Here is a 14,263-nt window from a genome sequence, read left to right as displayed (position 1 = left end):
AAAGAAGCTTTCAACATGGGTGTGCCGCAATAAAAAATAACATTGCGGCACACCCTTTTCACTCTATTTTACGGCAGCGGTCTTTAAGAAATAGATTCCAGCCCTTTTATCAACGTGATCCCGTGCTTCACTCCCTGCTGAAACAGAAATTTTTCTTCCGCAAAATAATAACTCTGCCAGGCGGCCAGATACTTTTGTATGACAGCCTGTTCCACCTCTCCGAGTATGGGAAGCACTAGTTCATCCAAAGGCATTCTGACCGCGGCGTGCAGCTCTGTCTGTCCAAAGCTGCTTCTCGCCTGCTCAAAGAGCTCGTCAATCCATTCATACAATGCTTGTTTGATATCCATTTTTGGTTCCTTTCCGCGTGATACGCATAAATTTGTACCAACCGCTTGAAAGAAAAGGATACACAGTGTATAATATTTGTGCAGCCTTGTCTATAAGACAGTTGGTTGCGATGGAGGGAGGAGCAAACGGCTTGTCGGGGCGTTGCTTCTCCTGTTTTTATTTGAGGTCGGATTCCAATCGGCTGATTCCCCGTCTGGCATCATTAGAGTATAGTGCACTGTACAAAGTGCAAAATTTTCTCTTCAAGTAACATTCATGACTGTTAACTGCATATAGGAAACCTTCAGATTGCTTTCGGAAGGGGCAAGCCCCTTCCCTACAAATCCATTGTCTGTGGAGGATATCTCGGCGAAAAAATCTTATAACAGTTAACTAAAAACGCTTAACTCCTTTGGACATTCAGACCTCATTGAATTACTGCTTAATTGAACAGCTAATTTAGATATACACCCCCTACTTATGCATTATCATTATACCATAAATTCAAAATTATTTGGCTTACACCTATAAGCAAAATCTAAATTTTAAAAATATTTTAATATTTCTACTCACTGATAGGTAATCTTTTTGCAAATAATTTAGTCGGTCTGCAAAAAGTTTTCGGAGTTGATTACTCTGAATTTTTCAAAGGAATTTCACCTGCAAGATAATTTCAGCCTTTTCGAATCTCTCCGGTTGAAAAAACAAGCAACGCCAAAGAAATCTTTGACGTTGCTTTATTATTTCAATTTATATTTTTGTTTCATGCATTCAAAAGCCTATCTCTCCGGAAAAGCAGCAAATTCTTCCCCGGCAGTCACCGGCTCCACCTCTCCGGCAGACAGATCTGTCAGCCGCCGGCAGAGAGCTTCATATTCCTCCGACGGCGTGAGAAGGCTTACGTTCACCTCGTCGGAATACTGAATATCCCGCACAACACAGCCATCAAGCTCCTTTTCAAGCTTATTCCACATCGGATAGGACATACCCAAAAAAAATGCCGTACATAGGATCCGTTTCGCCTTTCCCGCCGCGTCCATGGCGGCTTTGGCAGACTTGGAGTATGCCTTGACAAGTCCGCCTGTCCCTAGAAGGGTACCCCCGAAATATCGGGTGACCACGACGATGACATCGGTCAGCCCTTCCTTCTGAATGACATCCAGAACAGGGGCCCCCGCGGTTTTGGCAGGTTCCCCGTCATCGGAAAAACGGCTGACGCTGTTCTCCCGTATGACATAGGCATAGACATTGTGGGTGGCGTCCCAATGCTTTTTCCGAATCTGATTCAAAAATTCCAATGCTTCCGCTTCCGTACTCACCGGCTTGATATAACCGATGAAGCGGGATTTTTTCTCCACAATCTCGGCTTCCGCCTGCTTTGCGGCTGTATAATATCCATTCATAGCGCCTGCTCCATAAATTCCCGTACCCGGTGAAGGTGTTCCTCCTCCAGCACAACACGGATTTTTGTTCCCTCGGCAACATTTTCCTCGCTCATCACGGTACCGTTCTGATACAAAAAGCCTAGAAGCTTCCCTTCACTGTATGGAATCAGGAGGGATACCAGAACTTTGCTCCCGCTCAGTTTCTGATCGATTTTATCCAGAAGAAGAGGGAGATTCTCTCCCGTCTTGGCACTGACACTGATCGTATCTCCCTCACAGCGGACAAGCGGTGCCGAAGCAATATCACATTTGTTAAATACGGTGATCATCGGTTTATCCTGTGCCCCCAGATCGTTTAAGATCTGGTTTACAACCTTCATCTGGCTTTCGATTTCCGTGCCGGCCCCATCCACCACATGCAGGATCAGGTCTGCATACAGCGTTTCCTCCAAGGTGGACTTGAAAGCCTCCACCAGATGATGGGGAAGCTTGCGGATAAAACCAACCGTATCGCTCAGCACAATCTCCAGCGTGTCGCTGACCTGCATTCTGCGCATCAGGGGATCCAGTGTGGCAAACAGCTGGTTTTCCACATAGGTGTCCGCCTCCGTAAGAGCGTTCATCAGAGAGGATTTTCCCGCGTTGGTATAGCCTACCAGCGCAACCACCGGGATCTCTTCCTTCCTCCGCTTTTTGCGGATATTTTTCCGGTGTTTTTCAATCTCCTTAAGTTCCGTCTGCAAGTGCTCAATCCGGCGGCGCACATGACGGCGGTCGCTTTCCAGTTTGGTCTCCCCGGGGCCTCTTGTGCCGATTCCGCCGCCCAGACGGGACAGATCGGATCCGATGCCGGACAGCCGGGGCAGCAGATAACGAAGCTGAGCCAGCTCCACCTGGCATTTCCCCTCCCGGGAAGTGGCGCGCCCCGCAAAAATGTCTAAAATCAAGCGGCTGCGGTCAATGACCTTGACCCCCAGCTCGCTCTCCAGATTTCTGGTGACAGAGCCGGACAGCTCATCGTCAAAGACGGCAACCGTCACGCCGTTGTTCTCTATAAATTCTCTGAGTTCCTGCACTTTTCCGCTGCCGATGTAGGTGCGCGGATCATAGGCCTTCACATTCTGCATCATCACACCCGCCACCTCAGCGCCCGCTGTCTTGGCAAGCTCGCACAGTTCCTTTAAGGAATATTCATCCGTGTCATCCAGCGTCCCCTTTCCCAGGGACGCACCGGCAATGACCGCAACTTCTTTGATCTTCTCGTTGATTCCTTCTGTCATATCACAATTTCTCCGTTTTCCAGCTTGCCGATAAGCTCTCTCATCGGCGCCTGATTATTGTTTTGGCTGAGTACAAACCGGCTGTGTGCTTTCACTTCCTCACAGGCATTGCCCACCGCAATCCCGGCGCCAGCCGCCTCGATAAACTCCAGGTCATTGATATTGTCCCCCACTGCAATCACCCGAGACGGATCGATTCCCGTCTGCTCGATCAGATTCCAAAGGGCGCTTCCCTTATTGGCACCCTTGGCAAGAATCTCATAAAAATGCGCGTCGCTTTTCGTGAAGTGAACCTTTTCTTTCATATAGGCAAACTCTCGTTCAATCGTCTCAAGAAGGTTCTCGTCACAGCCGAACAACACCTTTCTCCACTCGCCGTTCACTTCATCCAGAGTACAAATATCCAGATGGAATCCCTCGTCTGAGATATGCTTGTCAATATGGCGGTTCCGATGGATGAAATGAACGGTATCGTCCGTGTAAATCTCCAGTCCCAAATGAGGATATTTCTCAAAAATAGCCCTCGTGTATTCCTTCGCACTCGGATCCAGCTGTTCGCTGTACAAAACACTGCCGGTAGAAAAATCCTGAATCATCATCCCGTTCATGGTAATGACGGGCAATGTCACCTGTATCACCTTATGATACATCTGAAGTCGGGAAAAAATCCGTCCTGACGCGATGGAAAAATTTCCGCCGTTTTCGATAAAATAGGAGATCGCCTCCCGGTTTTCGGCACCGATTTTCTTTTTATCGTTTAACAATGTGCCGTCCATATCGCTGATAATGGTAATTCCTTTGAATTGATTCATCCGTTTGTCTCATCACTTTCTTTCATTGCATTCAAGATTTATTCTAACATTTCACCGGATGAATTTCAACTTTCTTTTTTGGATACGATATTTTCCCAATACATAAAAAGCCTGCAGACTCCTTTCAGAGCTGCAGGCTTATTCGTCAAAGACCCAATTTTCCCACCGATTCTTCCTTCATTTTGTACTTCAGAATTTTTCCGGCGGCGTTCATAGGGAACTCCTTGGTAAAGAGGAAATAGCGCGGAACCTTATGCATCGCCATATGGGAGGCTCCGTATTCCCGCATTTCGTTTTCATCGGAACTTTCCCCGGCATGGAGAATAATCCAGGCGCAGGCCTCCTCTCCATAGCGGCTGTCCGGAACGCCGACCACTTGTACATCCCGGATTTTGGGATGGGTGAGATAGAACTCCTCAATCTCACGGGGATAGAGATTCTCACCGCCCCGTATGATCATATCCTTCAGACGTCCGGTCACCTTATAGTATCCCTCCGGTGTACGGCAGCAGATATCTCCGCTGTGCAGCCATCCGTCGGCGTCAATGGCTTCCTCGGTCGCCCTGGGCATTTTATAATACCCTTTCATAATATTAAAACCGCGGGCGACAAACTCTCCGTTCTCTCCGTCCGGCAAGTCCTCTCCGGTTTCCGGATCAATGATTTTACATTCTACACCGGGGAACGCACTTCCAACGGTTTCCACACGGAGATCCAGACTCTCGTTCACTTCCCCCATCGTACAGCCCGGGGAAGCCTCGGTCTGACCGTATACGCTGAGAATCTCCGTCATATTCATCTCGGCGGCGGCACGGCGCATCAAATCCGGAGGACAGTTGGCGCCTGCCATAATGCCGGTGCGCATATAGGAGAAGTCCGTCTTGGCGAAATTCTCATGGTTGAACATTGCGATGAACATGGTCGGAACACCGTTGAAGCAGGTGATCCGTTCATCGTTGATACAGGCAAGGGAAGATTTCGGTGAAAAATACGGCATTGGGCTCACCGTCGCGCCGTGTGTCATGCAATTCGTCATGGAGAGCACCATTCCAAAACAGTGGAACATAGGCACCTGAATCATCATCCGGTCCGCTGTGGAGATATCCATGCGGTCCCCGATGATCTTGCCGTTATTAATAATATTGCTGTGAGTCAGCATCACTCCCTTGGGAAATCCGGTCGTTCCGGAGGTATACTGCATGTTGCAGACATCACCAGGACGAACGCAGGCAGCCCTGCGGCGCACTTCCTCCCGCGGAATCAAATTTTCTCTTTCCGCAAATTCATTCCATTCCAGACAGCCGTCCATATGAAACCCAACGGTGATCACATTGCGTAAAAAGGGAAGATTTTTGGCATAAAGCGGCTCGCCGGGATTGATGTTTTTCAGTTCCGGGCAAAGCTCTTCCACAATCGCCTTGTAATCGGAATCCCGACAGTTTTCAATCATGACCAGAGTATGCGTGTCCGACTGACGGAGCAGATATTCGGCCTCATGAATTTTATAGGCCGTGTTGACCGTGACCAGAACAGCCCCTATCTTGACAGTGGCCCAGAAAGTGATAAACCATTGGGGAATATTTGTGGCCCAGATAGCCACATGATGCCCCGGCTTCACGCCCAAAGAAATGAGGGCCGCGGCCGCCTGATCCACATCCTCTCGGAATTGTGCATAGGTTCTGGTATAATCCAAAGTTGTGTATTTAAATGCGTACTGATCTGGATACCGGCTCACCATCTCATCCAGAACCTGGGAGAAGGTGAGATCCACCACGTCATATCGTTTCCATGGAAACGTGCCGGTATGGGAACGGTTATAATAAATTTCCCGCGGTTTTTCAGCCGCCGGAAGCTTGCCCGACAGATAACTTATAAAATGTGTCAGCACGATATCCGGAGAAGTGATTTCCTCGTTCCAATCCACACACAGATACCCCTCGTAATTCAGAGATTTCAGCGCATTCATAAAATCGGCAACCGGAAGCTCCCCATCTCCAAGCAGGACGTCTTTCCCCTCCAGACGGTCTCCGACGCGAACATAACTGATATAGGCGCCCAGATTCTGAATGGTGGTATCCGCTTCTTCTCCCGCGGTGAAGAAAGTCTCCCGAATATTCCAGCAGACATGGATGCTGGCGGATTCAAAAATGCTGACGACCTCCAGAACCTTTTTGGTATCAGCCAGCACTCCCGAGGTTTCCAGAAGAATGAAAACACCGTTTTCCTCCGCCGCCGCAACAGCGGGCGCCAGAATCTGCTTCAGCGTATTTTCCGCAGGGATTGACCGGAAACACAGGATAATACCGCCGGCGGAAGCCCGCACGGCCAATTCAACACATTTCTTTATCAATTCCGGATCCGCCGCTTCCGAAATCTCCTCCGCACAGGTTAGGAAGGCTACCTCGATATGCCGATTCACCAGCTTGCGCTTTGCGGATGCATTCATTGCAGAACGAAGAATGCTGTCTTCATGGGCATCCTTCTCCTCCACCGGATCGTATAATTCAAATCCGTCGAAGCCGTATTCCGCCGTCAGATTGCAGAGCTGAATATAAGATTCGGCCGGTACATTTTTTGTGGAAAAAGCAAATTTCATATCAGTTCTCCTCATATACAATCTTGTTGAGTGCGTTGATGTAAGCCCGGATGCATGCACCAACGACATCAGTGGAGACACCGTTTCCGGAAAAAAGTTTGCCATCCGCACGCAGGCGGATCAGAGAGGATCCCACGGCTTCCCTTCCCTTGGTTACCGCCTGCACCTGGAAATCATCCAATTCATAGTGATAACCGACAATCTGCTCGATCGCATGGAACGCAGCATCAATGGGGCCATCCCCGGTGCTCACACCACTCAGCTTTTCGCCGTTCTTTTCCAAAGTGACATTGGCGGTTGCCTCGATGATGTTGCCGCTGTTGACCACATAGCTCACCACATGGAAGGTGGAAGGCACCTGCATGGCGGCGCTGGCAACGATAGCTTCCAGCTCCCGTGCGCCGATCATCTCTTTCTTTGCAATCACCCTTTTAAATTCCTCAAAAACCTTGCCATTGTCCTCGTCGGAAAGCTCATAGCCCAGTTCCCGAACCACAGCAGATACATCGGCAACGGTACAGCTGCCATCCAGCTGGATGGAATCCGCTTCCCGAATCTCAGTGGACTCCGCTGTCGGTGCATTGGTTTCCGTGCCGTCAATCTTTGCAATGATATTGTGAATACCGGTGATATCCAATCCTGATGTCACAGAAAGACTGTTCCCCTTCGCCCGGAAAATATCTGCAAGAACATCCGCCCTGAGGTAATCCCCATAAGCTGCTGTCTTAATTCCATCAGCGCCCGCCTTAACCGCTTCCACGGCACAGGCGGCTGCCAGCTTCAGCGCGTCGGAAGGCTGCACGAATACCTTTAAGCTGCAGACAGCTTTGATTTCTTTTACCATAGCGGCAAAATCCTCCGGAAAACAAATACCACTGTCATCACAGACGGTAACAGCAGAAGCGCCGTTTTCCTGAGCGGTTTTACAGCACTCTGCAACAAAGTTCTCCTCCGCTCTGGAGGCGTCCTGCGCCACAAACTCCACGCACGGGCAAAGCGCGGAAGCGTGTTTGCAGAGAAGCGCCAGCTTTTCCAGCATCTTCGGCGCTTTCAGGTGATAAAGATACTCCATCTGCACAGTGGAGGTGGGAAGAACAATCTGAATGCATGGATCTGCAGCTTCCTTTATACACCGCCAGGCCGCTTCAAGGCTTTCCAGACTGTCTCCGGCAAAAATGCAAATCCGTGCCTTTTTCAGTGCTCCGGCAATGGTGCGAAAAATCACCGTGTCCTCTTTTTCATTCACAACCGCAGGCAGTTCTATCGTGTCAATACCCGCTCCATCTAGCCATTGAGCCGCGTTTAGTTTCTCCCGAAAGGAAAGCGATTTTTTTTGCTCGGTAAATACTCTCAGCGAAACATCTGAAACAATTATTTTTTTCATGACAAGATCCTTTCTGTTTTTTGAACTCTTAGAAAAAAATCCCGCAGAGATTTACAAAATCTCTGCGGGATGATCAAATCGACCACGGTACCACCCGGCATTGTTTCCCATTGGGAAACCACTCATTGGACTCCATCAAGCCCTTGATCTGTTACGGGATCTCCCGGGATTTCTTACTGAGCGTTCAGAAATCCTGCTCTGATACGAGACAACGAAAACTTCGCCTGCCGCTTCACACCATCCAGCGGCTCTCTGAAAAAACGAAATGCTGACGTTTAATATCTTCAATGCATTTGCTCATTATTTTAACATATTTTTTTGATTTGTCAATAGCTTTTTCTGATTTTATTTTGCCAAAACAACGAAGGCTGCGGAATATCGCCGCAGTGTTGTAATGAAACCTATTGGCATTTTTAGAGCACAGTATGCGAACCCGTTTTTTGAACGCTTTTCGGCCATGACAGCGTTTGCATCTTTTTTCAGAAGAAGTGAATCGCTATACAAAAACAAACAGAAATATTCTTTGTATCGCAATATCTTTTCCATTCTGTACTTTTGTCTGCTTTCTTCTTCTTTTTTGTTGAAAAAGGGCTGAATATTTTTCATTTCATCACCATATTATGACAAAAATATCTTCAAGAAATGATTATAATAGGAAAGTAACATTAAAACGAGAGGATGGGTGAAATCACCATGGAATTAATGGAAAATGTTCTGACTGCGGGCGAAGCCCCAAAGCTGAAACTGACTGCCGGGATCAGGAAGTATCAAAACATCATCCTATTAGCCGGCCTATCGGTCCTTATTGCGCGTTTCAACTGTCTTGGCGGCCTATCGCCGCTGATTCTCCCCTTTGTGCTGGCCTGTCAGTCCAATTTATTTATCTTTGCAGGAGCCATTACCGGACTTTTATTAACACCGGAGATTAATTGCTTTAAATATGCTCTGATGATTTTCTGTGCCGTGCTGGTGGACAAGTTCATCTCCATGACCTTTCCGAAACTGGAAAAGCGTAAATACAGGCCGTATCTGATTTTTGCGGTTTCCTTCCTGTTCAGCTGGATCTTCATCATGTTTACCAACTTTACCCCGTATGATATCCTGCTGACCGTTTTTGAAGCGTTTATTTCTGCGGTTTTCTATCTGATCTATAAAAAAGGAATGCCAGTATTCACTACCCTGTCCAAAAAACGCTTTTTCACCTCTGAGGACACGGCGGCGGCGGCTATCATGGTAACCTGTGCCATCGCAGGTATCGGAAATCTGGCTTTTCCATTCTCCATCTACATAAAAAATGTGATAGGCGTGCTGGCGGTCTTGCTGTTCTCCATGTTCGGAAATTTCGGAATGGCGTCCCAGGCAGCTGTTCTGATGGGACTGGCGACCGGCATATCCAGCAATAATATGGGAATTTTTCTAGCAACCTATGTGCTAAACGGACTTTGCTGTTCCATCTTTTCCAAATACGGTAAACTAACCTGCATTTTGGGCTTTACCATCGGCAATATCATCACCTCTATCTTTCTGGTGGAAGAACGTCTGATGGTAATCGGCTTTCCCGAAATCGCCATCGCCTCGGTTTTGTTTGTACTGATTCCGGACAAGTTCTTTGATCGCATGTTCAAGAATGTTCAGAACGCCTCTCCGGAATATGACAAGGCCGCCATCATAAAAGACATTGCCACAGTCAAGCTGGACAGGCTTGGACTGGCCTTCCGCAAGCTTTCTGATACCATTCTGTCCGCCATGAACAAGACAAAGCCCGCCAACTTAAACGATATGGGCGCTCTGTTCGACGCGGTTGCAGACAAGGTCTGCAAGAAATGTGCACTGCGCAGTTACTGCTGGCAGAAGGATTACACCGAAACCATGGACGCCATGTTCAAGGCGGCCAAAAAGATTGAGGAAACCGGAAGCGCTGGAATCGAGGATTTCCCGCCTTATTTCTCCAAAAAATGTGTGAAAGCGGACGAGGTGCTCCACTCCCTGACCAACCTGTATGAAATTTACCGGGTGAACACCATCTGGCAAAATAAAATGATGGAAAACACCTCTATTTACCGGGATCAATTTATTGAAATTTCAAACATCGTAGGAAACTTAAAAGAGGAGATTCTCTCCAATCCCTATTTCGATGCCCAGCTGACTCTGGAGCTCTCCTCTGAACTGGAGCGAAACAGCATTGATGTCAAAAAGGTCAATGTGATCAAAAATTTTAACAACCAGTATGAGGTGGAAATACGTCTCTATCCCTGCCAGGAGGAAACGCCCTGCTTTGAGCTCATCTCAAAGGTACTCAAAGATATGTTTCACATTCCATTTTACAAGGATAAAGGAAAATGCTCGCACAAGGAATGCGTTTTGCTGTTTAAGGAATGCGAAATATTTCATCTGAGCACCCACGTGCGCCAATCGAACAAGGATGGAAATGAGAAGAGCGGCGACAGCTATTGCTGCAAAAATCTTGACAACGGGAATTTCTTTTTAGCGCTCTGCGACGGAAGCGGAAGCGGGGACAAAGCAAACGCTTACTCCTCCGCCACAGTCAAGCTTTTGGAGCAGTTTTTAAAAACCGGATTTTCCAAAGATGCAACCTTGAAGCTGATAAATACCTCCATGCTGATCAAAACCGAAACGGATTATTTCTCCACGATTGATTTCGGTCTAATTGACCTGAAAAACGGCACGGCGGAATTCATGAAAAAAGGCGCCGCTCCCACTTATATCCGTCGTAGGGATGGAAGCTGCGAGGTCATTTCAGTGGACAACCTCCCTGCCGGAATCATAAACAGCGGCAGCGAACAGGCAAAGCAGCTGAAACTGCGGGAGGGTGACATGATTATCATGGTCAGCGACGGGATCTGTGACGCAGTAAACAAGGAACACTGGGTGATTGACGCACTAAACGCGGTAAATCTCTCCACACCCGAAGATATTTCGGAAATTATATTGAAGATCGCTCAAAGTTCCAAAAACGCCAAAGATGATATGACCGTCATGGTTTCTGAAGTGATGATGAATGCATAAGCATTCAAGAGTCGAACTCCATATGGTTTACACAGGAAATCCTGACGGATTGTCACTCAAATACGAGGTGTTTGGCGATATCAAACGGAAAAGCATTCAAAAAACGGGTTCGTATACTGCGCTATATGCTTTAAAATTTTTCAGGATATTTTACGTAATTGATGTATAAAATTCCAGCCTCTGTCCATCCTAGTAATAGAGATGATACGGAGGTAGAAAAATGAATCGTAACAGAGAAGTCGTCATTCTGAAAAATGTGAAATCTGACTATATTGAAGAGGCCATTCTCATTCTAAAGGATGGCAGCGCCAAAGAGCGGGGGAAGGCTCTGAAAGAGGCTGAAAAAATTGTCTATGAGTACGGTAAGCGGTTTGACGGAATCCAAAAATCCACTTATCACCGCCAAAAAAAGAAGCTAAACTGGATTCCCCTATTTATCAGTCTTGGCATGCTAGCCTCCATCGCCCTGCTTCTTGTAAAACTGCTTTAGCATACTGCCCTTTCCTACCGCCATTCAGCCTCATCCATTTCCTTTCATACTGTATTCCTTCATTTTTTAAATTTTTCAGCAAAAAGGCCGCTGTATCAATATACAGCGGTCTTTTTGCAATCTCCGCTTCCGGTAACACATTTGTAAATACCGCGAGTCTCTTAAATATCTCTCTCGTGAAAATCTTTGCATTTTGTAACGAAAAAATATTCATTTTTATATTTACTTTTCACAAGGATTGTAGTATAATATAAGCAATGGCGTATTAATTACATTGAAAAACAAGAAGTTACACGCCTCTGCAGGCGGTTGGAGAACACTTCCTCTTTCGGGAAAGTACAACTCTCCGCTGAATGATTTCATGACAGGGCAATCTCCTTTGTTGGACAAGGCAAGCCAGAAAATGGATCGCTTATAGAAGCGAAAGACATTTTTGGTGAGGTTATACACGATTTATATCTGCTACCGTGGCTCAGCAGGTAGAGCAGCTCACTCGTAATGAGCAGGTCGTCCGTTCGAATCGGATCGGTAGCTCCAATAAAAAAGACATTTGTTATAAGCAAATGTCTTTTTTATTGGAATCTTTCCCTTTTTTGAGGTTTACAAACACACAAAATTTTTGTTTCCTGCGCTTCGTTTTGCTCTATCTCAAAAACTGAGGACGCACTGAATCTTCGTTCAGCCTTACAAATACAAAGCCCATATCCTTAAGTCCCCGGATAATCTCAGGCAAAGCCTGTGCTGTCGTGGTTTTATAGGAGGACTGGTGCATCAGCACCACCGCATCCGTCTTGTTTTTACAGCCGTTCAGCACATTGCGCACAATGGTATCCTTGGGAACGGTTGTCTTATCCGCATCCCCAGAGGATACATTCCAGTCAAAATAAAGGTATCCGTATTGTTTCGCCTGATAACAGATCGTTTTCATCACGCTTCTTCCACCGTAGTTGTAACTGACCGTATTGTTGGAGCCGCCCGGAAAGCGAATCAGCGTGGGCAGATACCCCAGAACACCCTGAAGATACCGGCCTTCCGCATCAAAATCATTCCAGAAAGCCTGGGAACTTTTATAGATTCTGGCGTAGTCATGGCTCAGCGTATGGTTGCCGATGGCATGACCCTCATCCCGCATGCGCAGCAGAATGGAGGCATCTGCCTTTCCGGTAACAAAGAAGGTGGCTGGCGCTTCATAGTCCCGCAAGGTGTTCAGAATCGAAACCGTATTTTGAGAGGGAGCGTCGTCAAATGTAAGATAAACTTTTTTCACTCCGTCAAAGGTTGGATGAACAACCGGATACTGAGAAGTACGCATCACTTTATCCACCATGGCAACTGCTTCTCTCAGCGTTAACGGATCATACGCGCCAATTTTCTCGTATTCTCCGTTATGCCCGCCGGTAAAACCGCGGGAAAACATAAACTGCAGCGCTTCCAGCGCCCAATCCGGAGCGCCGTCCGGAAAAACGATGCCCTCGCCGCCGGAAGTGTCCAGCTGCGGATACATCTTTTTTATCACACGCAGAAGCATAACCGAGGCCTCCGCGCGGTTCACCAGGTTTTTGGGACTGAAGGTGGTGGAATCCGTGCCTTTTACAAAGCCAAGAGAGTAAGCTCCCAGGGCATATGGGTGCTGCGCCTCCTCCAAATCCCAGAAGGGATTTTCAATCGGTTCCGGTTTGCCCCAGGTCACATAATCATAGAGCTTGACCAGATATTCACAGAACTCCCCGCGGTCAATCTGCCAATTTTGACGCCCTTCGTAGTTTTCCACATGCATCCACTCATCGTTGGTATAGGCATAAGCCTGCACCCCCATAAGAGTGCAGACCAAAGCCGCGCTGATGATTTTCCGAATCATTCGTTTCATGTTATCCCCCTTTTTACTCTTCCAGCGTCATTGTTTCCAGAAAAGGTATATTCCTCTCCAAAATTTCCAGAATGACAATGTCAGGCTGGTATTCCTCAAGATCCGATTTTTTGATATGGAAGGTCCAGTTGCTGACGCTCTTTTGAAAATGCTCCGCCAGAAAAGGAAACATTGCCACGGTAAAGGAATCCCGATATATCATCATGGAAGGAGCCTGGATCTCCCGCTCATAGACGCCAATCTTATCGGTATCCAGCTCTCCCGCTGTCTCATATGCCTGAAATCCGCCGGATGGACGAACGGAAACCATATCATCCTTCATCACATGGCTTAGGGCGGACATCCTTGCCAAATCCTTTCCGTCAATCCGGCTCTTTTCCACAGTATAATCCTCCAAGCTGTCCCCTGTCAATCCCAAATGGGAGAGAATTTCCTGCGCAGCAAAAAAGGCGCCGTATTCATTCCAATGCGTGTCTGTTTTATAGTAAAGGGTAGCATCCTGTTTCTTTTGCGCAAACAGCGGACGAAGATCTAACAAATCGACGGTGCTGTTGTTCTTCAGATAATTTTTTATCTGATCCAATCTGGTTTGCTCCCCTGGTTTATTCGCCGCCTCCGGGAGATATTCCGGATAGACGGTGCATTTGTTGGGAGGGATTACAACCAAAAACCGGATGTTTCTCTCTTTCAAACCATCCGTGATTTTTTGCAGATTTTCACAGATGGTTTGCAATCTTGTCTCATCATATAAATTTTTTCCCTGATAGGTCGCAATCGGATCGAAATCCGCATTATCGGTGGTGTAGAACAGCCACCCCTCTCTCCCCTTCAGAACTTCTTTGGAAATCAGATGATTTCCAGTCATGCTCTTCCACAGACTGCAAAGGGAGACCAGTTCCTGCCGGAAACCGAAATGATCATTGAAATACGCCTCGTAGCCCTTGGCATCCGTAACCGGCGCCTTTGGCGCCAGCGTACGGTTTTCCTCATTTTTCGCGGTATATAGACCGGTCTCCATTCCAAGAAGAGGGACAGAGATTACCAAAAGAAACAGCGCTATAATGGCTATTTGAATTTTTTTCATACCCTCAC

General features: G+C 47.3%; 10 protein-coding genes, 1 tRNA gene and 1 other annotated feature. Of the genes, 3 read left to right on the top strand and 8 right to left on the bottom strand.

Features of this window, described 5'->3' with window-relative positions; genetic code table 11:
- Nucleotides 1-83 precede the first annotated feature (83 nt).
- From KQI32_RS04615 to KQI32_RS04590, 6 genes are all read right to left on the bottom strand, one after another.
- A complete protein-coding gene (locus KQI32_RS04615) occupies nucleotides 84-350 on the bottom strand; it encodes a hypothetical protein (RefSeq protein ID WP_177690333.1) in 267 nt (88 codons plus the stop codon).
- Between the two features lie 759 nt (nucleotides 351-1,109).
- Entirely contained in the window at nucleotides 1,110-1,733 is a 624-nt protein-coding gene (locus KQI32_RS04610; RefSeq protein ID WP_216424163.1) for a YigZ family protein, read from the bottom strand.
- Complete coding sequence (gene hflX / locus KQI32_RS04605) at nucleotides 1,730-2,995, bottom strand: GTPase HflX (RefSeq protein WP_216424162.1); 1,266 nt, start codon at nucleotides 2,993-2,995, stop codon at nucleotides 1,730-1,732. Before hflX ends, KQI32_RS04610 begins: the two co-directional genes overlap by 4 nt.
- A complete protein-coding gene (locus KQI32_RS04600) occupies nucleotides 2,992-3,807 on the bottom strand; it encodes a Cof-type HAD-IIB family hydrolase (RefSeq protein ID WP_216424161.1) in 816 nt (271 codons plus the stop codon). The genes hflX and KQI32_RS04600 overlap by 4 nt, the downstream gene beginning before the upstream one ends.
- A 145-nt stretch (nucleotides 3,808-3,952) precedes the next feature.
- Complete coding sequence (locus KQI32_RS04595; RefSeq protein WP_216424160.1) at nucleotides 3,953-6,403, bottom strand: AMP-binding protein; 2,451 nt, start codon at nucleotides 6,401-6,403, stop codon at nucleotides 3,953-3,955.
- Between the two features lies 1 nt (nucleotide 6,404).
- A complete protein-coding gene (locus tag KQI32_RS04590) occupies nucleotides 6,405-7,787 on the bottom strand; it encodes an alpha-isopropylmalate synthase regulatory domain-containing protein (protein ID WP_216424159.1) in 1,383 nt (460 codons plus the stop codon).
- Between the two features lie 62 nt (nucleotides 7,788-7,849).
- Nucleotides 7,850-8,084, bottom strand: a binding site (T-box leader).
- Between the two features lie 396 nt (nucleotides 8,085-8,480).
- On the opposite strand from KQI32_RS04590, the gene KQI32_RS04585 reads away from it, so the two are divergent.
- The 3 genes from KQI32_RS04585 to KQI32_RS04575 all read left to right on the top strand — a co-directional run bounded on the left by KQI32_RS04585 (nucleotide 8,481) and on the right by KQI32_RS04575 (nucleotide 11,841).
- Nucleotides 8,481-10,814 (top strand): SpoIIE family protein phosphatase, encoded by a 2,334-nt coding sequence (locus KQI32_RS04585; RefSeq protein WP_216424158.1) that lies wholly within the window; start codon nucleotides 8,481-8,483, stop codon nucleotides 10,812-10,814.
- 220 nt (nucleotides 10,815-11,034) lie between these two features.
- Nucleotides 11,035-11,304 carry a hypothetical protein gene (locus KQI32_RS04580; protein WP_216424157.1) on the top strand — a complete coding sequence of 90 codons (270 nt, stop codon included), beginning with the start codon at nucleotides 11,035-11,037 and terminating at the stop codon, nucleotides 11,302-11,304.
- A gap of 461 nt (nucleotides 11,305-11,765) precedes the next feature.
- Nucleotides 11,766-11,841, top strand: a tRNA-Thr gene (locus tag KQI32_RS04575).
- Between the two features lie 106 nt (nucleotides 11,842-11,947).
- Here KQI32_RS04575 and KQI32_RS04570 read toward each other — a convergent pair.
- Together KQI32_RS04570 and KQI32_RS04565 are read right to left on the bottom strand one after the other, a co-directional pair.
- On the bottom strand, nucleotides 11,948-13,171 hold the full coding sequence (locus KQI32_RS04570) for a polysaccharide deacetylase family protein (RefSeq protein WP_177691073.1): 1,224 nt from the start codon (nucleotides 13,169-13,171) through the stop codon (nucleotides 11,948-11,950).
- Nucleotides 13,172-13,184: 13 nt separating this feature from the next.
- Nucleotides 13,185-14,255, bottom strand: a complete 1,071-nt coding sequence (locus tag KQI32_RS04565) for a hypothetical protein (RefSeq protein ID WP_177691075.1) — start codon at nucleotides 14,253-14,255, stop codon at nucleotides 13,185-13,187.
- Nucleotides 14,256-14,263: the final 8 nt, after the last annotated feature.

Source organism: Acetivibrio sp. MSJd-27, from assembly GCF_018918095.1.
Taxonomy (GTDB): Bacteria; Bacillota; Clostridia; order UMGS1840; family HGM11507; genus HGM11507.
Note: the sequence above shows the minus strand (reverse complement) of the source record. Positions and strands in the feature narration are given on the sequence as shown.

What these genes read in the sequence shown, in the direction of transcription:
- KQI32_RS04565 (WP_177691075.1), bottom strand. Translation starts at nt 14,255, where the DNA reads ATGAAAAAAATTCAAATAGCCATTATAGCGCTGTTTCTTTTGGTAATC.
- KQI32_RS04590 (WP_216424159.1), bottom strand. Translation starts at nt 7,787, where the DNA reads ATGAAAAAAATAATTGTTTCAGATGTTTCGCTGAGAGTATTTACCGAG.
- KQI32_RS04585 (WP_216424158.1), top strand. Translation starts at nt 8,481, where the DNA reads ATGGAATTAATGGAAAATGTTCTGACTGCGGGCGAAGCCCCAAAGCTG.
- KQI32_RS04580 (WP_216424157.1), top strand. Translation starts at nt 11,035, where the DNA reads ATGAATCGTAACAGAGAAGTCGTCATTCTGAAAAATGTGAAATCTGAC.
- KQI32_RS04595 (WP_216424160.1), bottom strand. Translation starts at nt 6,403, where the DNA reads ATGAAATTTGCTTTTTCCACAAAAAATGTACCGGCCGAATCTTATATT.
- KQI32_RS04610 (WP_216424163.1), bottom strand. Translation starts at nt 1,733, where the DNA reads ATGAATGGATATTATACAGCCGCAAAGCAGGCGGAAGCCGAGATTGTG.
- KQI32_RS04570 (WP_177691073.1), bottom strand. Translation starts at nt 13,171, where the DNA reads ATGAAACGAATGATTCGGAAAATCATCAGCGCGGCTTTGGTCTGCACT.
- KQI32_RS04600 (WP_216424161.1), bottom strand. Translation starts at nt 3,807, where the DNA reads ATGAATCAATTCAAAGGAATTACCATTATCAGCGATATGGACGGCACA.
- hflX (WP_216424162.1), bottom strand. Translation starts at nt 2,995, where the DNA reads ATGACAGAAGGAATCAACGAGAAGATCAAAGAAGTTGCGGTCATTGCC.
- KQI32_RS04615 (WP_177690333.1), bottom strand. Translation starts at nt 350, where the DNA reads ATGGATATCAAACAAGCATTGTATGAATGGATTGACGAGCTCTTTGAG.